16 protein-coding genes are annotated in these 18,790 nt (G+C 74.5%); 10 read left to right on the forward strand and 6 right to left on the reverse strand.

Annotated features, from left to right (window positions below; all coding sequences use genetic code 11):
* Nucleotides 1-18 precede the first annotated feature (18 nt).
* Entirely contained in the window at nucleotides 19-1,407 is a 1,389-nt protein-coding gene (locus tag ACIBK9_RS19790) for a rhodanese-like domain-containing protein (protein WP_387676495.1), read from the reverse strand.
* A 183-nt stretch (nucleotides 1,408-1,590) separates the two neighbouring features.
* Here ACIBK9_RS19790 and ACIBK9_RS19795 point away from each other — a divergent pair, with 183 nt between their 5' ends.
* From ACIBK9_RS19795 to ACIBK9_RS19805, 3 genes are all read left to right on the forward strand, one after another.
* The gene (locus tag ACIBK9_RS19795; protein ID WP_397159965.1) at nucleotides 1,591-2,853 is read left to right on the forward strand and encodes an MFS transporter; all 1,263 of its coding nucleotides are present in this window, start codon (nucleotides 1,591-1,593) and stop codon (nucleotides 2,851-2,853) included.
* A 161-nt stretch (nucleotides 2,854-3,014) separates the two neighbouring features.
* Complete coding sequence (locus ACIBK9_RS19800; RefSeq protein WP_397159967.1) at nucleotides 3,015-4,898, forward strand: vWA domain-containing protein; 1,884 nt, start codon at nucleotides 3,015-3,017, stop codon at nucleotides 4,896-4,898.
* Nucleotides 4,899-5,004: 106 nt separating this feature from the next.
* Nucleotides 5,005-5,766: a hemerythrin domain-containing protein gene (locus tag ACIBK9_RS19805; RefSeq protein WP_397159969.1), complete on the forward strand. Its 762-nt coding sequence runs from the start codon at nucleotides 5,005-5,007 to the stop codon at nucleotides 5,764-5,766.
* A 30-nt stretch (nucleotides 5,767-5,796) separates the two neighbouring features.
* Here the strand turns inward: ACIBK9_RS19805 and ACIBK9_RS19810 are convergent, their stop codons facing one another.
* Nucleotides 5,797-6,486 (reverse strand): ABC transporter ATP-binding protein, encoded by a 690-nt coding sequence (locus tag ACIBK9_RS19810; protein WP_364338350.1) that lies wholly within the window; start codon nucleotides 6,484-6,486, stop codon nucleotides 5,797-5,799.
* The gene (locus ACIBK9_RS19815) at nucleotides 6,483-7,562 is read right to left on the reverse strand and encodes an FtsX-like permease family protein (protein ID WP_397160189.1); all 1,080 of its coding nucleotides are present in this window, start codon (nucleotides 7,560-7,562) and stop codon (nucleotides 6,483-6,485) included. Before ACIBK9_RS19815 ends, ACIBK9_RS19810 begins: the two co-directional genes overlap by 4 nt.
* Nucleotides 7,563-7,710: 148 nt before the next feature.
* Here ACIBK9_RS19815 and ACIBK9_RS19820 point away from each other — a divergent pair, with 148 nt between their 5' ends.
* Together ACIBK9_RS19820 and ACIBK9_RS19825 are read left to right on the forward strand one after the other, a co-directional pair.
* Complete coding sequence (locus ACIBK9_RS19820) at nucleotides 7,711-8,895, forward strand: sensor histidine kinase (RefSeq protein WP_397159971.1); 1,185 nt, start codon at nucleotides 7,711-7,713, stop codon at nucleotides 8,893-8,895.
* On the forward strand, nucleotides 8,892-9,515 hold the full coding sequence (locus ACIBK9_RS19825) for a response regulator transcription factor (RefSeq protein WP_358301630.1): 624 nt from the start codon (nucleotides 8,892-8,894) through the stop codon (nucleotides 9,513-9,515). Before ACIBK9_RS19820 ends, ACIBK9_RS19825 begins: the two co-directional genes overlap by 4 nt.
* A gap of 23 nt (nucleotides 9,516-9,538) precedes the next feature.
* Here ACIBK9_RS19825 and ACIBK9_RS19830 read toward each other — a convergent pair whose 3' ends face one another.
* Complete coding sequence (locus tag ACIBK9_RS19830; RefSeq protein WP_397159974.1) at nucleotides 9,539-11,365, reverse strand: alkyl/aryl-sulfatase; 1,827 nt, start codon at nucleotides 11,363-11,365, stop codon at nucleotides 9,539-9,541.
* A gap of 100 nt (nucleotides 11,366-11,465) precedes the next feature.
* Here ACIBK9_RS19830 and ACIBK9_RS19835 point away from each other — a divergent pair, with 100 nt between their 5' ends.
* Nucleotides 11,466-11,963 (forward strand): ion channel, encoded by a 498-nt coding sequence (locus ACIBK9_RS19835; RefSeq protein ID WP_397159976.1) that lies wholly within the window; start codon nucleotides 11,466-11,468, stop codon nucleotides 11,961-11,963.
* On the opposite strand, the gene ACIBK9_RS19840 is transcribed toward ACIBK9_RS19835, so the two are convergent.
* On the reverse strand, nucleotides 11,958-14,093 hold the full coding sequence (locus ACIBK9_RS19840) for an NACHT domain-containing protein (protein ID WP_397159978.1): 2,136 nt from the start codon (nucleotides 14,091-14,093) through the stop codon (nucleotides 11,958-11,960). The two genes, ACIBK9_RS19835 and ACIBK9_RS19840, sit on opposite strands and share 6 nt — an antisense overlap.
* Before the next feature lie 121 nt (nucleotides 14,094-14,214).
* On the opposite strand from ACIBK9_RS19840, the gene ACIBK9_RS19845 reads away from it, so the two are divergent.
* The 3 genes from ACIBK9_RS19845 to ACIBK9_RS19855 are packed head-to-tail and all read left to right on the forward strand — an operon-like array spanning nucleotide 14,215 to nucleotide 17,560.
* Nucleotides 14,215-14,997, forward strand: a complete 783-nt coding sequence (locus tag ACIBK9_RS19845) for a carotenoid biosynthesis protein (RefSeq protein WP_397159980.1) — start codon at nucleotides 14,215-14,217, stop codon at nucleotides 14,995-14,997.
* Complete coding sequence (locus ACIBK9_RS19850) at nucleotides 14,985-16,424, forward strand: phytoene desaturase family protein (RefSeq protein ID WP_397159982.1); 1,440 nt, start codon at nucleotides 14,985-14,987, stop codon at nucleotides 16,422-16,424. Before ACIBK9_RS19845 ends, ACIBK9_RS19850 begins: the two co-directional genes overlap by 13 nt.
* On the forward strand, nucleotides 16,421-17,560 hold the full coding sequence (locus tag ACIBK9_RS19855; protein WP_397159984.1) for a glycosyltransferase: 1,140 nt from the start codon (nucleotides 16,421-16,423) through the stop codon (nucleotides 17,558-17,560). Before ACIBK9_RS19850 ends, ACIBK9_RS19855 begins: the two co-directional genes overlap by 4 nt.
* Here the strand turns inward: ACIBK9_RS19855 and ACIBK9_RS19860 are convergent.
* Nucleotides 17,499-18,107 (reverse strand): glycerol-3-phosphate acyltransferase, encoded by a 609-nt coding sequence (locus ACIBK9_RS19860; RefSeq protein WP_397159986.1) that lies wholly within the window; start codon nucleotides 18,105-18,107, stop codon nucleotides 17,499-17,501. The two genes, ACIBK9_RS19855 and ACIBK9_RS19860, sit on opposite strands and share 62 nt — an antisense overlap.
* On the opposite strand from ACIBK9_RS19860, the gene ACIBK9_RS19865 reads away from it, so the two are divergent.
* Nucleotides 18,079-18,786: a spheroidene monooxygenase gene (locus tag ACIBK9_RS19865; protein ID WP_397159988.1), complete on the forward strand. Its 708-nt coding sequence runs from the start codon at nucleotides 18,079-18,081 to the stop codon at nucleotides 18,784-18,786. The genes ACIBK9_RS19860 and ACIBK9_RS19865 overlap by 29 nt on opposite strands.
* The last annotated feature ends 4 nt before the right edge of the window (nucleotides 18,787-18,790 follow it).

Consider the following 18,790-nt stretch of genomic DNA (forward strand, 5'->3'; position numbering starts at 1 on the left):
GGAAAGGGGACAGTTCGGTCAGACGCCGGCCGGCTCGGCCGACAGGGCCCACGCGGCGTAGCCGCCGAGCACGTCGGAGACGTCCTGGAAGCCGCGGTGCCGCAGCAGGCTCGCCGCGACGGAGGAGCGGTGACCACCCGCGCAGTGCAGCACGACGGGCCGGTCGGCGGGCAGCTCGCCGCTGCGCGCGGGCAGCTCGCTCAGCGGGATGTGCAGCGCGGCGTCGATGAAGCCGTTCGCCTCGCGCTCGCCCGCGGTGCGCACGTCCACGACGACGGGCGGGGCGTCGCCGGCGAGCGCGGCGCGCAACTGCGCGGCGGTCAGGCGGCTGGCCGGGGCGACCTCGGAGGCGAGGGCCACCAGCGCGTCGTCGGGGTTGCGCAGGTAGCCCGCGACGCGGTCGAAGCCGATCCGGGCCAGGCGGGTGACGACCTCCTCCTCGCGGTTCTGCGGCGCCATGACGACCAGCTCGGCGTCCGGGTCGAGCACGGTGCCCGCCTGCTCGGCGAAGCGCCCGTCGGCGGGCACGTTCACCGCGCCGCGCAGGTGCCCGGCGGCGAAGTCCTGCGGGTCGCGGGCGTCCACCACGACCGTGCCGGCGGCCCTCAGTTCAGTGAACCCGTCGAGGGTCAGCGGCACGGGCGCCGCCGAGGCGTCGTAGCGGGCGCGGTCCCTGCGGTTGAGATCGGCGTCGTAGGCGAAGTAGCCGGGGGCGGCGGGCTGCCCGGCGGTGACGAGCGCGACGAAGGTCTCGCGGTCCATCGGCGCGCACGCGTAGTTGGTGGCCCGCTGCTCGCCGATGGTCGACTGCTTCTCGGCCGAGAGGTTCTTGCCGCAGGCCGAGCCGGCGCCGTGCGCGGGGAAGACCCGCACCGCGTCGGGCAGGCCCATGAGCCTGTTCTGCACGCTGTCGTACAACATCGCGCCCAGTTCCCCGGGGGTGACGCCGACGGAGGCGAGCAGGTCGGGGCGGCCGACGTCGCCGATGAACAGGGCGTCGCCGGTCAGCACCCCGTACGGGACGGGGTCCTCGGCGTGCTCGTAGACCAGGACGCTGATCGACTCCGGGGTGTGGCCGGGCGTCTCCATGATCTCCAGGGTGACGTCGCCGAGGGAGATGCGCTCGCCGTCGCCGAGCTTGCGGATGGGGTACTCGGTCTCGGCGCGGCGGCCGTAGCCGATCCAGGCGCCGGTGCTGTCGGCCAGCTCCAGGTGGCCGGCGACGAAGTCGGCGTGGAAGTGGGTGTTGACGACGCCGACGACGGTCAGGCCGTGCGCGCGGGCGTCGGCCAGGTACTCGGAGACGTCCCGCCGCGGGTCGACGACCACCGCGCGGCCGGTCCCCTCGTCGGCGATCATGTACGACGCCTGCGAGAGGCAGTCCAGGTAGTACTGGGTGAAGAACACGGCAATCCCTTCGTGAGGAACGCGGCCAGTGGGTTGATACCCCGGGGGGTATCACCTGTCCGACAGTAGGTTCTCCGCGGAGAGGATGTCAAATACCCCCTGTGGTATTGCCCAGGATACCTGGGGGGGTATGGTGACCTGGACATATCCACCCGGCAATCCAGGCGCGAAGGGACCTTCGCCGTGCAGAACACCTCCGCTCCCGCCCCGGCCGGCCGACCCCCCGTACGCCTGGGGCTCCGGGCGAACGCCCTGCAGTTCTCGCTGCTGGTCGTCGTCAACATCGCCGTCGGCGGCCTGGTGGGCCTCGAACGCACCACCGTGCCCCTCATCGGCACCCACGCCTTCGGCCTGACCAGCGACCTCGCCGTCTTCTCCTTCATCGTCGCCTTCGGGCTCACCAAGGCGGTCACCAACCTGGCCGCCGGAGCGCTGACGGCCCGGTTCCGCCGCAAGCAGCTCCTGGTGGCCGGCTGGCTGATCGGGATCCCCGTCCCGTTCGTCCTGGCCTGGGCGCCCTCCTGGGGGTGGATCGTGGCCGCGAACGTCCTGCTCGGCCTCAACCAGGGCCTGACCTGGTCGATGACCGTCAACATGAAGATCGACCTGGTCGGGCCCGCGCGGCGGGGGCTGGCCACCGGCCTCAACGAGGCCGCCGGGTACACCGCCGTCGGCGCCACCGCCCTGCTCACCGGCTACCTCGCCACCCGTCACGGCCTGCGCCCCGTCCCCGAGCTCGTCGGCGTCGTCTTCGTGGCGGCCGGGCTGGCCCTGGCCCTGGCCGTCCGCGACACCGCCGCCCACGTGGCACTCGAACTCGACCGGCACCCCCGGCCCGCCGGCGGGGACATCGGTCCGGCGGCCGCGTTCGCCCGCACGTCCTGGCGCGACCGCTCGCTGCGCGGCGTCAGCCAGGCCGGCCTGGTCAACAACCTCAACGACGGCCTCACCTGGGGCGTCTTCCCTCTCCTGTTCACCGAGCATGGCCTGGGCCTGGCCGCCGTCGGCCTGATCAAGGGCCTGTACCCGCTGCTGTGGGGCGTCGGCCAGATCCCCGCCGGGCACCTCGCCGACCGCCTCGGCCGCAAACCCCTCATCGTCACCGGCATGCTCGTCCAGGCCGGCGGGCTGCTCCTGGCCGTCGCCCCGCTGGGCGACGCCCTGCTCGCCGGGGTCCTGTCCGCCGTCGTCCTCGGGCTCGGCACCGCCATGGTCTACCCCGCCCTCATCGCCTCGGTCTCCGACCACGCCCACCCCTCCTGGCGGGCCAACGCCCTGGGCGCCTACCGCTTCTGGCGCGACGTCGGCTACGCGGCGGGAGCCCTGGTCGCCGGGGTGCTCGCCGACGTGCTCGGCCTCGGCGCCACGGTCGTCGCGGGCGCCGTCCTCACCGCCGTCTCCGGTCTGCTCGCCGCCCGCTGGATCAGCGACCGTACGGCGGGCTGACGGGGGCCCGTCCCAGGTCAAGCGCGTCCCAAGGTGCGGTCGGCATTGATCGCGCGGCCGGGGACGGCGGAAGCGCCCTTTGATCCACTCCTGGTTACAGTCCGTAGTGATCGGATCGCTCTGGGGGGAAGATGAAGAGTGTTCGCATAGTCGCCGGCAGGATGGCGAAAGTGTTGTGCGCGGGGCTGCTCGCGGTCCCGTCGTCCCCGCTGGTGGTGCCCGATCCGTCGCCGGACACCTCGGTGGTGACGGTGCGGACCGGCGGCGACCGCACCGGCGACACCACCGTGGGGCCGCTGGCCGGGGTCGAGCTCGGCCTGTTCACCACGCCCGACGCGGCCGTCCCGGTCGACGCCGACTGGGGCGTGTGCGTCTCGGACGACGACGGCGACTGCAGTTTCGTCGTCCCCGGCACCGAGCCGGGCGGTGACAACGCCGGCGCCCGCTTCTACGTCAAGCAGCTGTCCGCCCCCGCCGGCTGGTACACCAACCCCGAGCTGCGCACCGGCCGCGGCAGCGGGTCGAACTCCGTCGCCACGCCGTACGTCTTCCAGACCCCCGCGCTGGAGAGCGGCACCACGTACTCCTCCACCAGCGACTTCATGATCAACGACACCCGCGCGGACGCCACCGCCTCGACCGGGATCTGGCAGCAGTCACGGGTCAACCCCCGGCCCGATCTCACCTGCGGCCTCGACGTCGCGCTGCTGCTCGACCTGTCAGCCTCGGTGGGCAGCGCGCTGCCCGACCTGAAGGCGGCCGCCGACACCTTCACCGACGCGCTGACCGGCACCCCGTCCCGGATGGCGCTGTTCACCTTCGACCGCAACTCGCCCAGCGCCGGCACCACGAACAACCCCGACCTGATGCCGGTGTCCACCGAGGCGGGCGCCGAGGCGTTCAAGAACCAGTACGCCGACTGGCAGCTCGGCAGCGGCACCAACTGGGACCGCGGCCTGTGGGCGGTCGCCGAGGCCGCGCCGCGCTACGACCTGCTGGTGGTGCTCACCGACGGCAACCCCACCTACTACGACACCCTGCTCGGCGACGGCAGCAACACCCGCATCGCCGAGGTGGAGGCCGGGATCTTCTCCGCCAACGCGGTCAAGGCCGAGGGCACCCGCGTCCTGGCCGTCGGCGTCGGCAACGGCGTGACCGGCCTGACCGCGCTCAACCTGCGCGCCATCTCCGGCACCACGGCCTTCGACGGCACCAACGCGGCCGCCGCCGACTACTTCCAGACCAGCGACTACGCCGCCGCCGGGCAGGCGTTGCGGGAGATCGTCCGCGCCCAGTGCGAGGGGTCGCTGTCGGTGATCAAGCAGCTCGTCCCGTCCGGCAACACCGGTGAGGACGTCACCGGCGCCACCCCGGCCGGCCCCGGCTGGGACTTCACCGCCGAGACCACCACGCCGGGCATCGGCGGGCTGCCCGCCACCGAGTCGACGACCGGCGACGGCACGGGGTCGGTCAACTTCGACCTCACCTTCAGCCAGACCGCGTCGGCCGACGTCACCGTCACCGAGGCCCAGCACCCCGACCACACCCTGGTCACCCAGGACGGGCGCAACGCCGTCTGCCGCCTGATCGACACCGGCGTCGAGGTGCCGGTGACCAACAGCGGCGGCCTCGGCTTCACGGTCGAGGTGCCGAGCGACGCGGCCGTCAGCTGCACCGTCTACAACCGCCCGCCCGCGCCGACCCCGACCCCGACGCCCACGCCCACTCCGACACCGACTCCGACACCCACTCCGACGGTGACCCCGACCCCGACGGTCACCCCGACGCCCACGGTCCCGCCGACCGTCACGCCCACGCCGACCCCGACACGCACTCCGACGCCGACGCCGAAGCCCACGCCGTCCCGTCCCGAGCACTGCCACGGCGGGCATCCGTACTGGGACCACTGCCACGAGCCGCACCCGTGCTGGGACCACTGCGAGGAGCACCCGGGCTGGCACGACGTCTGTCACAAATCGGCCTTCGCCTGCCCGCACCCGCAGGAGTGGTCCGACCCTGACGAGGCATGGAACGAGGAATGGTAGCCCGCAGGTAGACGCGTTCCCGACACAAGGATTACCCGGGCCTTCGCGTCGGACCGCCGCCGACGGGCAGCACCTGGGAGGGGCGGCTCGGGAACGGGGGCGGACGATGCGGGACGAAGCAGGCGGCGGGCCGGCGAGCGTGCGCCGTCGCGAGATGCTGGCCCTGCCGGTCGCCCTGCCCGTCGCCCTGGCCTGCGGCTCGGCGATGCTGACCGGCTGCGACACCGCGCGGCCGGCCCGCAGTGCCGCGACGGCCGGCCCCGCTCCCGGCCCGGAGCAGGCCGGGGAGGTGCCGGTCACGCCGCCGGAGGACCTCATGCGCGAGCACGGGGTCCTCAAACGCGTCCTGCTGGTCTACCGGGAGGGCGTCCGGCGGATCGGCGCCGGGGAGCGGGTGCCGGTCGGCCCCCTGCACGCCGGGGCCGGGATCATCCGCACGTTCATCGAGGACTACCACGAGCGGCTGGAAGAGCGTTACGTCTTCCCGCGCCTGGTCGGGGCGGGCCGGCTCACCGACGTCGTGCCCGTGCTGATCCGGCAGCACCGGCGCGGACGCGTCCTGACCGGCCGCATCCTGGACGCCACCGCGCGGCCCGTCCCCCAGAGCGTCCGCCGCGGCCTGACCGCCGACCTGGCCGCCTTCGTCCGCATGTACGAGCCGCACGAGGCGCGCGAGGACACCGTGGTCTTCCCCGCCATGCGGGCCGTCATCCCGCCCAAGGAGTTCGCCGAGCTGGCCGAGACGTTCGAGGACGAGGAGCACCGCCGATTCGGCGCGGCCGGCTTCACCGGCGTGGTCGCGCAGGTGGCCGACATCGAGAAGGCGCTCGGCATCTACGACCTCGACCAGTTCACCCCGCGCGGCTGACCCCGGCCGGTGCTCGCGGCGCGGGCCCGGTCAGGCGACCCGGGTGGCGGCGCGTTCGCCGAGCCTGCCGTCGTCCATGGACAGGACGGTGTCCACCTGGTCCAGGGTGGCCAGGTCGTGTGTGACCATGACGGTGGCCAGGTCGTTGCGCCTGGTCAGGTCAGCCAGCAGGGAGACGATCCGCTCGCCCCGGTGGTGGTCGAGCGCGCTGGTGGGCTCGTCCACCAGCAGCACCTCGGGGGAGTTCATCAGGGCGCGGGCGATGTTGACGCGCTGGCGCTCGCCGCCGGACAGCTGGTGCGGGCGCTTGTGCTCCTTGCCGCCCAGATCGACGGCGAGCAGCAGCTCCCGCGCCCGCGGCCCGGCCGCGCGCGGGGACTCGCCGGCCAGGTGCGCCATCACCAGGAGCTGGTCCAGCGCGGTGAGCGAGGGCAGCAGGTTGGCCTGCTGGAACACGATGCCGACGTGGTCGCGGCGGACCCTGGTGCGGGCCGCCTGACCGGCTCTGGAGACGTCCTGCCCGGCGATGATCACGCTGCCCGCGGCGGGCGTGATCAGGGTGGCGGCGACGGCGAGCAGGCTCGACTTGCCCGAGCCGGACGGGCCGACCACCGCGGCGAACTCGCCCGCCGCGACGGCCAGGCTGACGTGGTCGAGCGCGGTCAGCGTGCGGTCGCCGTCGGGATAGGTCAGGACGACGTCGGTCAGCTTGAGTGTCATCGGGAGGCTCCCAGGGCGGTCAGCGGGTCGACAGAGGTGATCTTGCGGATGGCCAGCGCGGCCCCGGCGGCGCCGAGGAGGATCAGCACGGCCACCGGCGCCACGGTGGTGGCCGCCGACAACACGAACGGCACCGTGCCCTCGGCCAGCGCGCCGAGGCCCGCGCCGAGCAGGCCGCCGGCGCCCGCGCCGCCCAGCAGCACGATGACCGCCTGGGCGAGCGCGTCCCGCAGCAGGTAGCCGGAGCTCGCGCCCAGGGCCTTGAGCACGGCGACGTCGCCGCGCCGCTGGATCGTCCAGACGGTGAAGAAGGCCCCGATGACCAGGGCCGAGATCGCGAACAGGAACCCGCGCATGAGCTGGAGCGACCCGTTCTCGGAGGAGAACGAGCCGATCGCGGCGGGCGCCTGCGACAGCGGGACCGTCGTGGTGCCGAGCCGCGCGTCGGCCGCGGCCAGGCCGCCGGCAGGCAGCGCCTTGTCACCGGCGGGCAGCGCCAGGACGGTCGCCACGCTGTCGGCTCCGGCCTGGCGGCCCATCTGCTCCCAGTCGCCGATGCCGAGCCAGACGACGGGCGTGTGGCTGTAGGACGCCTGGCCGCCGACGCCGGACACGGTGAAGTCCCGGCCCGCGATCCGCACCGTGTCCCCGGCGCCCACCCCGGTGTCGGCGGCGAGCGCGGCGGAGAGGACGACCTTCCCGGCGTCCACGGGCCGTCCCTGGGCGAGGGCGCCGCCCGGCTGGACGCCGAAGAGCGCCACCCCCGCGCTCCCGTCGCCGCCGTAGCCGAGCCGCGACATGGAGACGCCCAGCCGCTCGGCGGCGTCGCCGGTCGCCCGCCGCCACTCCTGCCAGGTCCGGTCGGCGACGCGGCTGTCGGCGAAGGACGGTTTCCCGCCGCCGGCGAAGACGAGGTGCCCGGCGGGCAGGCCCTCCACGGCCGAGATGTTCTCCCGCGCCAGCCCGGCGGTCAGGCCGGACAACATGGTCACCAGGAGGGTGATGAGGAAGACGACGGCGCCCATGAGAGCGAACCGTCCCTTCGCGAAGCGCAGGTCTCTGAGCGCCACGAACACGGCGCGTCCCCCGTTGCGGTTGAAGGTCATGTTGACGTGCTCCAGCGTGCGCGCCGCCGGATCGGCCGCGCATCGTGCATGCGGTCCGCCCGTAATACTTCTTTCGGACGATTTGTGGCGCAGGGCCGTCGCATACGCTTGGTGAGAGATGTCTGACTATCCGTTCCCGCCCGCCCTCCGCCTGCTCCGCTGGACCGTGCACGGCACGTTCGCGACCCTCCTGACGATCGCGCTGGCCGGCGTCGCCGGGACCGGACGGCTCGCGCCGACGCTGGGCGGAGCGCTCCTCGGCGTCCTCTACGCGGCGGGCATCACCATCGAGGCGCGGCTGCCGCACTTCGGCGGGCCGACGCACCTGCTGCTGGGCCGGATCTGGCTGGTGCTGACCACGGCCGGGTGGGCGCTGCTCGCGCTGGCCGCGCCGCAGTTCGTCTGGCTGGCCTTCCCGCTCTTCTTCGCCTACCTGCACCTGCTGCCGCTGGCGGTGGCGCTGCCGGGCGTGGCGGCGCTGACCGTCGCGGCCGTGCTGGCCGCCGCCTGGCACGAGGGACGGCTGACCGCCGCCCTGGTCATCGGCCCGACGATCGGCGCGGCGGTGGCCACCCTGATGGCGATGGTCTACAAGGCGCTGCACGCCGAGAGCGAGCAGCGCCGCCTGCTGATCGACGACCTGGTCCGCACGCGCGGGAAACTGCTCCAGGCGGAGGGCGACGCCGTACGGCTGGCCGAGCGGGAACGCCTGGCCAGAGAGATCCACGACACCCTGGCACAGGGCATGTCCAGCATCATCCTGCTGCTGCGGGCGGCCCGGCGGGACCTGGCCGACGACCTCCCGGCCGCCGAGCGCCGCATCACCGAGGCGGCGGACGCGGCCAAGGAGAACCTGGAGGAGGCCAGGAACTTCGTCCGCGGCCTGGCCCCCGCGGCGCTGCGGCACTCGTCGCTGGCCGCCGCGCTGCGCAGGGCCGGCGACTCCGCCGTGGCGGGCACGCCCATCCAGGCGCGCTTCGAGGTCTCCGGCACCCCGGCGCCGCTGCCCGCCGACTACGACGCGACGCTGCTGCGCGTCGCCCAGGGCGCCCTGGGCAACGTCAGCCGCCACTCCGGCGCCGGCCACGCCGGGGTGACCCTCACCTACCTGGACGACGTGGTCATGCTGGACGTGTACGACGACGGCCGCGGGTTCGACCCCGGGCGTTCGGCCGGCTACGGCCTGCGCGCGATGCGCGAACGGGTGAGCGCCCTGGGCGGCAGCCTCACCGTGGAGTCGGCCCCCGGCGAGGGCACCGCCGTCGTGGCGACTCTGCCGCTGCCGCCGCTGGAGGGGCCGTGATCCGGATCGTCCTGGTGGACGACCATCCCGTGGTCCGCTCCGGCCTGCGCGCCATGCTCGCCGGGCAGCCCGACTTCGACCTGGTCGGCGAGGCCGCCACCGGGCAGGAGGGCGTGCGGCTGGCCGCCACGCTCGCCCCCGACGTCGTGCTGATGGACCTGCAACTGGGGACGGGCATGCACGGCAGCGAGGCGACCCGCCGGATCGTCGCCCTGGACGGCCCCCGCGTCCTGGTGCTGACGACGTTCGACACCGACGCCGACATCGTGGCCGCCATCGAGTCCGGCGCGACCGGCTACCTGCTCAAGGACGCCCCGTCGGAGGACCTGCACGCCGCCATCCGGTCGGCCGCCGCGGGCGCCAGCGCTCTGGCGCCGAGCGTGGCCGCCCGCCTGCTGGGCCGGGTCCGCGCCCCCGACGCCACGCTCAGCCCGCGCGAGCTGGAGGTGCTCGGGCACGTCGCCGCCGGCCTGTCGAACCGGCAGATCAGCAAGGTGATGTTCCTCAGCGAGACCACGGTCAAGACCCACCTGGCGCACATCTACACCAAGCTGGACGTGGACTCCCGCACCGCGGCCGTCGCGGCGGCCTCGAAGCGGGGCCTCATCCGCCCGCCGTGAGCCGCGGCGCGGCGCTCGGGTCATCAGGGCGTGACGATGGCGAAGTCCGGCTCGGGCTGCTCCAGCAGGGAGGCCAGGCGTCGCAGGACGGTCAGGTCGCCGTCGTGGTCGAGCCCGCCGCCGTCACGCTCACCGTCACTGTCGCCGTCGCCGTCGCCGGAGAGCAGGGTGAGCAGGCGTAGCCGGGTGAGGCGCAGCGTCAGGTCGGCTCCGTCGCCCGTGGGTGACCGCTGGTGGATGAGGGCGCCGTTGGACATCGTGGTCCGGTGGCGTTCGTCCAGGTCGGTGAGGTGCCAGTCGATGGCGAAGCGCTCGTTCCAGGCGTCGGGGCCGTTCACCCGGATGGCCAGGGAGTCGAAGAGCTGCTCGCTGGACAGCGCGGCGAGCATGTCCGGCGAGGTGGTGTCGGTGGCGCCCGGTGCGGGGCCGTCCTTCAGCTCGGCCGCGCCGGTGAGGTAGAAGTTGCGCCAGGTCGCGTTCTCGGCGCCCTGGCCGAGCCGGGTGTAGACCTGGGCCAGCAGCCTGCGGGCCGAGGCGTCGTTGCCGTCGGCGTACACGGCGTGGTTGAGCAGGGTCGCGGCGAAGCGCAGGTCGCCCTCCTCGACGTAGCGGCCGGCCAGGGCCACCACGGCCGAGGTGCCGCCGAAGGACTCGACGTAGCGGCGGGCCAGCTCGACGGGCGGGTGTTCCCACAGGTGGGCGGGGTTGCCGTCGAACCAGCCGAGATAGCGCTGGTAGACGGCCTTGACGTTGTGGCTGACCGAGCCGTAGTAGCCGTGGGTGTGCCAGACCTGCTCCAGCGCGGGCGGCACCTGCATGACCTCGGCGATCTCGGGGCCGGTCAGGCCCTGGTTGAGCAGGCGGAGGGTCTGGTCGTGCAGGTAGGCGTACAGGTCGCGCTGCTGGGACAGGAAGGTGACGATGTCGTCCCGGCCCCAGGTGGGCCAGTGGTGGGAGGCGAAGGCGACGTCGGCCCGGTCGGCGAAGAGCTCGACGGCCTCGGTGAGGTAGCGGGCCCACACCCGGGCGTCGCGGACCACCGCGCCGCGCAGGGTGAGCACGTTGTGCAGGTTGTGCGTGGCGTTCTCGGCCAGGCACAGGGCACGGTGGTCGGGGAACAGGAAGTTCATCTCGGCGGGGGCCTCGGTGCCCGGCGTGAGCTGGAAGACGACGCGGACGCCGTCGATCGTCTCCTCCTGGCCGGTGCGGGTGACGTCGAGGGTCGGCGGGATCAGGGAGACGGTGCCCTGCGAGGTGCCCATGCCCAGCCCGCAGCCGAGCTGGCCCTCCGGGGACCGGGGGAGGAGCTGGCCGTACATGTAGAGGGCGCGGCGGTTCATGGCGTTGCCGGCGTAGACGTTCTCGGAGACCGCGTGCTCCATGAAACCGGCGGGCGCCACGATCGGCACGTTCCCGTCGGTGACGCCGCGCACGCCGCCGAAGTGGTCGACGTGGCTGTGGGTGTAGACGACCCCGGTGACCGGACGGTCGCCGCGATGGTCGCGGTAGAGCCCGAGCGCGGCGGCGGCGCACTCGGCGGAGACCAGCGGGTCGATGACGACGACGCCGGTGTCGCCCTCCACGAGGGTCATGTTCGACAGGTCCAGGCCGCGCACCTGGTAGATGCCGTCGGTCACCTCGTACAGGCCCTGCCGGGCGCACAGTTGCGCCTGCCGCCACAGGCTCGGGTGGGCGGTCGGCGGGCAGTCGCCGGTCAGGAAGTCGTAGACGTCGTTGTCCCAGACGACCTCGCCCCCGGACGTCCTGACCACGCCGGGGGTCAGCCTGGCGACGAAGCCGCGATCGGCGTGCTCGAAGTCCGTCCGGTCCTGGAAGGGAAGGTCTGCCATGTGAGCGTCCTGCCCTCGGCAGTCTGCGATGAGGGCAAGGAGAGCCCCAAGAAAGAGCATTCCCGGCGATGCGGCCGCCGGTCCGAGGAACGTTCCTCTCATGTGTGCTTCTCCGGCCGGCGTGCTGGCATGGGTGCGGAGCGCGGTCGCCGCCGCCTTGATCACCGGCGTCTACTTCGTCGTGCCGCTGCCGACCGAGAAACTCCAGGACGGCTCGCCCGAGCTGCGCGTGCTGGGCTGCCTGGCCGGGGTGATCGTGCTGGCCTGGCTGCTGGGGCGGCAGGTGGGGCGCGCGCTGCGGCCCGGACGGTCCCTGGCGGAGCAGCTGGCGATGTTGCTGACCGTCGTCACCGTCGTGGTGGTCTTCTTCGCGGCGCTGTACTTCCTGATGGCCGCGCAGTTCCACGGCCTGCGCACGCGGGTGGACGCGCTCTACTTCTCGGTGATCACCCTGGGCACGGTCGGCTACGGCGACGTCGTCCCGCTCGGGCAGGGGGCGAAGGCCCTGGTCGTCGTGCAGGTGATCTTCGATCTGATCGTCGTGACGTCGGCGCTCGCGCTCATCGTGGGCGTGTGGCGCTCGCAGGAGTCGTCATGAGGGTTCTCCCTCCAGGCAGGGGACCGGGGCCGCCGTGGGGGCCTGGGGGTGCGTGGCCAGGTAGTCCTGGAGCTCGCGGTGCCGGAACTGGTAGGCGATCCCGGAGATCCGCAGCAGCCCGGCGTCGTAGCAGCGGTGCAGGAACCGTCCCAGCCGCCACGGCAGCCGGCCCCGCGTGGCCAGCAGCAGCCCCAGGTAGCGGCGCGCCAGCAGCGGCGACCAGGACGCCACCAGCGACATGCCGAACACCGCGGCCACCGCGACCGCCGCGACGACCGGGATCCCGTCCAGCAGCTTCACGAACCAGATGCCCAGCATGAACCCGAATCCGGGGCCGAAGGTGAGCGCGGCCACCAGCGTCGAGACGACGTCGTTGCGGATGACCGTCCTGGGGTCGACGCCGTCCCAGGAGCCGGCGTATCCCAGCGTCACGTCTCTGCCGCTCGCCATCCCCACGCCGACCAGGACGCCGAAGACGATCGGCACCCACAGCGGCAGGGCGGCGCCGAACTCCATGATGACCGCCGCGCTCGTCAGGCAGCCGTACAGGGCGGCCAGCACGCCGTCCACGACGCTCCGCCTGCGGCTCTGTCCGCCGCGGGACCGGAGCAGGCCGTCCTCGTCCGCCGTGGACCACGCCTGCCGATAGGCCGTGACCGGTTCGGTCAGCAGGCGCACCGCCACCGTGCCGGGCAGCAGGAGAAGGGCGACGGCCATCACCGTCGCGCCCGAGATCCGGCCGTCCACGATCTCCACCCGCGAGAACACCGCGACGGCGGCGACGACGACGGCGGCGACCCCGGGAAGGCAGGTCGCCAGCGCCACCAGCGCGCCGAAGAACCGCGCCCGGTCGCCCGCCAGCGGCCACAACCGGTGCAGGACGAGATCCGTGCCGGACAACACGCGCCCGTGGAGCGGCGGCCGGCCCGCGTTCGCGCGCAGATGGGCGGCCAGGACGGCCAGGTAGGCGTGCGTTTGCCGGGCGTCCGGCCCCTTGCCCGCCGGGTCCGCCGCGGCCAGGCGGGCGGGGATGAACAGGCCGAGGAGATGCTCCCGTACGGCCTGCTGGTCGGCGAAGCGCGTGAGGACCTCGGGGGAGCGCACGTAGCGCCCGGTGACCGGGTCGCGCTGCTCGTGGACGCTGACCGCCAGGGTCAGCCGCCACGGCGTGTTCAGCGCCTCGGCCAGGACGTGGCCGTCGCGGGTCAGCGCGTCGAGGACCGGCCGCCAGCGGTCGGGGTCCTCCTGGTCGGTGACGGCCTGGATGAACCGCCACGCCTTGTCGCCGCCCACCTTGCCCACGTCGACCCGGACGATCCCGCGGGGGACGGCCCGGTCGGCGGCCAGGGCGTCGTACTGGTCGGTGCGGCAGGTCAGGACCATGCTGCAGCGGTCCAACCCGTGCTCGTACTCCTCCAGGGCGCGCAGCGCCCGGGCGGCCCGCGACCCGTAGCCCGGCTCGTCGGTGTCGTCCATCTCGTCGAGCCCGTCCACGACGGGCAGGATCCGCTCCGCCGCCACGAGCGTGCGCGCGGTCACCGGCTTCAGGCCGTACGCGGCGGTCAGGTGCCGGGCGAGCATGTCCCGCACCGGCACGTCGGGATCCAGGCTCGCCGCGGAGATCCGCACCGGGACGCGGTCGTCGGGCCGCCGGCCGTCGAGCAGCCGGAGGATCAGCTCGATGGCCAGGACGGTCTTCCCCGAACCCGCCACCCCGGTGATCACCAGCCGCCCCGGGCCGCCCAGCTCGCGGAAGTAGGCGGCCACCTGCTTCAGGCTGCCGGCCGGCGGCGCGGAGACGGAGCCGCCGGTGGGATGGAAGGAGAAGTCGACGTCGATGACCGCGTCGCTGCCCTTGCGGCCCAGCAGCTGTGCCCGCTGGGCCCGCTCCTCGGCCAGCACCCGCCCCGCCAGCAGGATCGCGGCCGCCTGCACGTCGGTGTCGGCCAGCCGCTGCGCCTGCCACCAGGACAGCGCGGCGATGCCCGTCCCGGCCAGCCCCAGCCCGGCGCCGACCGGGTCGACGTCGCCCGGGTAGAGCGTCCACAGCCGCAGCGCGGCGGCCACCAGCATGACCATCCCGGCCGCCACGCCCGCCCAGAACCACCATGTCCTCGTCCGCCGGCTCACGGTCCCAGCATTTCAAAGCGGGCGCCCGTCGTGTGCGGGGAACGCGACAAAGATCCTCTTCGTCCCGTACCGGCTCGCGGCCCGTGCAACCCCGCGGGCGGCACGTGCGAAACACAGGTATGTGGAAGGCACACCAGGCCGGCAGCTGACGGGCGCGGCCCTGAGATCGGCGCTGCGGCCGGCACGCGCGCTCGGCGTGCTGTCGGTGCTGGCCATGATGGGCTGCCAGGTGGCGTCCGGGCTGGCCGCGCGGCCCGAACGGCTCACCGGGGTGATCGTCGTGCTGCTGGCGGCGTGCGCCCTGGCCTTCGCCGCGGACGCCTGGGGCGCGGCCAGGGCGGCGGCCGCCTTCGCCGGCGCGGCGCTGACCGGGTACGCGGCCGAGCTGGCGGGGCTGCTGACCGGGTTCCCGTTCGGCTCCTACAACTACAGCGACGCGCTGTGGCCGCAGGTGGCCGGGGTTCCCGTGGTGGTGGTGCTGGCGTGGGGCGGCATGGGGCTGGCGGCCCACGCGGTGGCGGTCGCGGTCGTGCCGTCCGGCGGCGTGGCCCGGGTGTGCGCGGGCGCGGGCGCGCTGACGGCGTGGGACCTGTTCCTCGACCCCCAGATGGTCCGGCTCGGCCTGTGGACGTGGGCGCGGGAGGGCTTCTACCGCGGCGTGCCGCTGAGCAACTTCGCCGGCTGGCTGCTGGTGTCGGCGCTGGTCATGGTGGTCGTGGGGCGGATCGTCCGGGCCGGCGCCCCGGCGCGCGGGCTGCTGGCGCTGTACACGGTCATGGCGGTGATGGAGACGGTGGGCTTCGCGGCGGTGTTCCGGCCGCCGGACCTGCTGGTCGCCGCCGCCGGAGGGATCACGATGGGCGCGTTCGCCGCGCCGGCCTGGAGGCGGTCATGGCCGAGGTGACGGTGATCGGCGGCGGCATGGGCGGCATGGCGTGCGCGCTGCTGCTGGCCCGCCAGGGCCACGAGGTGCGGCTGTACGAGCAGTTGCCGCGGCTGGGCGGCAAGCTGGCCGAGCATCGCCGTGACGGTTTCACCTTCTCCCTCGGCCCTTCGCTGCTCACCATGCCGCGGGTGCTGCGCGAGCTCGGGCTGGAGCGCGAGCTGATCGAGCCCGCCCTGCTGTGCCGGTACCGCTTCGCCGACGGCACGGTCCTGGACGCCCACCGCGACCCGGCGCGGATGGCCGCCGAGGTGGAGCGGCTGGCGCCGGGCGAGGGCCGGGCCTGGACGGCCTTCCACCAGTGGGCGCAGGGCTGCCTGCGGGCGGCGGAGCGGACCGTGTTCGCCGGTCCGCCGATCCGGCGGCAGGGACGGCCGCGGCTGTCGGACCTGACCGCGGTGGCCCCCGCCCGCACCCTGGCCGGGCTGGCGCGGCGTCACTTCGGCGACCCCCGCCTGCGCCAGTACGTCGGCCGCTACGCCACGTACGCCGGGTCGAGCCCGTACCGGGCGCCGGCGGCGCTGGGCTGCGTCCCGGCGCTGGAGCACGGGGAGGGCGTCTGGTACGCGCCCGGCGGCCTGGCTCGCCTGGCCGACGACCTGGCGCTGCTGCTGAAGGCCGCCGGGGTGGAGATCTTCCTGTCCGAGCCCGTCGCCGCCGTCGAGGCCGACGCGTCCGAGGTCACCGGGGTGCGGCTGGCGAGCGGACGCAGGGTGCGGGCCGACGTCGTGGTGGCCGGCACCGACGCCGCCGCCCTGTACGGCCGCCTGTCGCCGGACCGGCGTCGGCTGCGCCGGATCGCCCGGCTCGGCACCTCCTCCTCGGCCTTCCTGCTGCTGGCCGGGGTGGAGGGCCGCACGCCGGGGCTGCCGCACCATTCGGTGCTGTTCTCGGCCGACTACGAGCGCGAGTTCGCCGACATCTTCGACCGGGGACGTCCGCCCCTCGACCCGACGGTCTACGTCGGCTGCTCGGCGGTGGACGACGCCTCCCAGGCCCCCGGCGGGGCGGAGAACTGGACGATGCTGGTCAACGTGCCCGCCCGGGATCCGGCCCGGTGGGGGATCGGGGTCGAGGCATACCGGGACCTGGTGCTGGAGCGGCTGGCCGGGCGCGGCTGCGACCTGGCCGGCCGGTTGCGCTTCGTCGACGTCCTCACCCCCGCCGACCTGCGGGACCGGTACGGCTCCTGGGGCGGCGCGATCTACGGCAGCGCCTACCGGGGCAGGCTGGCGTCCTTCGCCCGGCCGGGCAACCGGGGGCCGAGACGCGGGTTGTACCTGGTGGGCGGCTCGGCCCACCCCGGCGGGGGCCTGCCGATGGTGACGCTGGGCGCCCGCATCGTGGCCGGCCTGGTGGCGCAGGACCTCGCGGGCGGTTCGCGATGAGGGCGCTCACCGTCGCGCAGGGCGTGGCGGCGGCCGTCGTGGCGGCCCGGCTCGCGCGGGGGCGGCGGCGGCTGCCCGCGCTGCGGCCCCGTCCGGTCGCGGGCGAGCCGGTCTCCGTGGTGATCCCCGCTCGCGACGAGGAGGCCAGGATCGGCCCGTGCCTGCGCGCCGCGCTGGCCGCCCCCGGCGTCCGCGAGGTGATCGTCGTGGACGACGGCTCCCGGGACGGCACGGCGAGGCTGGCGGCGTCGCTGGGCGCCACCGTCGTCACCGCCGATCCGCTGCCGCCCGGCTGGGTCGGCAAGCAGTGGGCGCTGCGGCAGGGGGTGGCCGCCGCCCGCGCCGGCGTGGTGGTCACGCTGGACGCCGACGTCCAGCCCGCGCCCGGCCTGTTCGGCGCGCTGGCCGCGGCCCTGGACCGCTACGACCTGGTCAGCGCCGGCCCGCGCTTCGTCTGCGACGGCGCCCTGGAGCAGGCCCTGCACGCCTCGATGCTGGCGACGCTGGTCTACCGCTTCGGCCCCGTCGGCCCGCCGAGCCCGCCGCCGCCGCACCGGGTGATCGCCAACGGCCAGTGCATGGCCTTCCGGCGGTCCCGGATGACCGAGGCGGACGGCTTCGCGCTCGTGCACGACCGGATGACCGACGACGTGGCGCTGGCCCGCCGCCTGGCCGCACAGGGCTGGTCGGTGGGCTTCCTGGACGCCGGCGGCCTGCTGGAGGTCGACATGCACGACTCGGCGGGCGAGTTGTGGCGGGAGTGGGGCCGTTCGCTGCCGCTGGCCGACGTGACCGGCCCCGGCCGGCAGGCGGCCGACCTGGCGGTCATCTGGCTGACGGCGGCCCTGCCCGTGCTGCGGCTGGCCGCGGGCCGCCCGACCGGCCTGGACCTGGCGCTGCTGGGACTGCGGGTGTCACTGACGGCCGCGTTGCGGGGCAGCTACCGGCGGCCCGGAGTGGGGCTGCTGCTGTCGCCGCTGCTGGACCCGGCCGCCGCGTTCCGCCTGACGCAGGCCACCGTACGCCCGGTGCGCAGCTGGCGGGGACGCACCTACGGCGACGCAAGCGGGGGCGTCAGCGATGGGACGAGCGGCGGCGGCCGGCCAGCGCGGCCTGCCCGAAACGCAGCCCGATGAGGCACATCAGCCCCCCGGTGGCCGCCACCAGCTCGGCCGGCATGAACAGCAGCTGCAGCAACGGCACCCCGAACACCGCCAGGCGCGCGCCCGCCGCGAACGACCGCGTCACCAGCGCCACCAGCGTCAGCGCCGCCACGGCCAGCCCGAACGCCGGCGGGCAGATGACCGCGACCCCGCCGGCGAAGGTGAGCACGCACCGGCCGCCCCGGAAGCCGGCGAACAGCGGCCACGCGTGCCCCGCCATGGCCGCCGCCACCGCCAGGTACACCGGCGCCACGCTCGCCCCCGACACCACGCCGAAGGCGGCGGTGTGGCCGCCGCCGATCACCAGCGCGACCAGGGCGGCCAGAGCGCCCTTCAGCGTGTCGCCGGCGAACACCGGCACGCCCGCCCACCGCCCGAGCTGCTCCTTGACGTTCCAGTACCCCGGGTTGCGGTCCCCGACGTCGCGCGGATCGACGCCGTGCGCCCGCGCCGTCAGGACCGCGACCGGCACCGACCCCAGCAGGTAGCCGATGACGACCGACACGAGCACCTCAACCATCGCGTCGTTCCACCTCGTCCGGTACGGCGGCAGGGGGGCGATGAAGCACATGGCCTTCGACCGGCCGCTGCTGCGCCGCCCCGGCGGCCCGATCTTCTGGCGGCTGCTCGGCACCGGCAGGGGACGCTCGATGTCGCTGGGCGCCGACCTGCGGCGCTGGGCGCTGTTCGCCGTCTGGCGGCGGGAGAGCGACCTGGCGGAGTTCCTGCGCGACTCGCCGATCGCCGCCCGCTGGCGGACGGAGTCCGCGGAGTACTGGCAGACCCGGCTGGCCCCGCTCGCCTCGCGCGGCGCGTGGGGCGGCCGCGACCCGTTCGGCGGCGCGCCGGCCCGCGACGACGGCGGGCCCGGCCCGGTGGCGGTGCTCACCAGGGCGTCCATCCGGCCCGGCCGGCTGGTCGCCTTCTACCGGTCGGTCCCGCCGGTCGAGGAGCTGCTGCGGCGGCAGGACGGCTGCCTGGCCTCGGTCGGCATGGGGGAGTGGCCGCTCGCCCGGCAGGCCACCTTCTCGCTGTGGCGCGACCGGCGGGCCGTACGGGACTTCGCCTTCCGGGGCCAGGCCCACCGGCGGGTCGTCGAGCGGGTACGGGCCCGCGACTGGTACGCCGAAGAGCTGTTCGCCCGCTTCGTCCCCTATGCCAGCGAGGGCCGCTGGGACGGGCGCGACCCGCTGGGCTGACCCC

The sequence above is a fragment of the Nonomuraea sp. NPDC050227 genome, assembly GCF_044459705.1.
GTDB lineage: Bacteria > Actinomycetota > Actinomycetes > Streptosporangiales > Streptosporangiaceae > Nonomuraea.

What these genes read in the sequence shown, in the direction of transcription:
- ACIBK9_RS19820 (WP_397159971.1), top strand. Translation starts at nt 7,711, where the DNA reads ATGTCTGACTATCCGTTCCCGCCCGCCCTCCGCCTGCTCCGCTGGACC.
- ACIBK9_RS19800 (WP_397159967.1), top strand. Translation starts at nt 3,015, where the DNA reads ATGGCGAAAGTGTTGTGCGCGGGGCTGCTCGCGGTCCCGTCGTCCCCG.
- ACIBK9_RS19805 (WP_397159969.1), top strand. Translation starts at nt 5,005, where the DNA reads ATGCGGGACGAAGCAGGCGGCGGGCCGGCGAGCGTGCGCCGTCGCGAG.
- ACIBK9_RS19860 (WP_397159986.1), bottom strand. Translation starts at nt 18,107, where the DNA reads ATGGTTGAGGTGCTCGTGTCGGTCGTCATCGGCTACCTGCTGGGGTCG.
- ACIBK9_RS19835 (WP_397159976.1), top strand. Translation starts at nt 11,466, where the DNA reads ATGTGTGCTTCTCCGGCCGGCGTGCTGGCATGGGTGCGGAGCGCGGTC.
- ACIBK9_RS19850 (WP_397159982.1), top strand. Translation starts at nt 14,985, where the DNA reads ATGGCCGAGGTGACGGTGATCGGCGGCGGCATGGGCGGCATGGCGTGC.
- ACIBK9_RS19855 (WP_397159984.1), top strand. Translation starts at nt 16,421, where the DNA reads ATGAGGGCGCTCACCGTCGCGCAGGGCGTGGCGGCGGCCGTCGTGGCG.
- ACIBK9_RS19810 (WP_364338350.1), bottom strand. Translation starts at nt 6,486, where the DNA reads ATGACACTCAAGCTGACCGACGTCGTCCTGACCTATCCCGACGGCGAC.
- ACIBK9_RS19865 (WP_397159988.1), top strand. Translation starts at nt 18,079, where the DNA reads ATGACGACCGACACGAGCACCTCAACCATCGCGTCGTTCCACCTCGTC.
- ACIBK9_RS19830 (WP_397159974.1), bottom strand. Translation starts at nt 11,365, where the DNA reads ATGGCAGACCTTCCCTTCCAGGACCGGACGGACTTCGAGCACGCCGAT.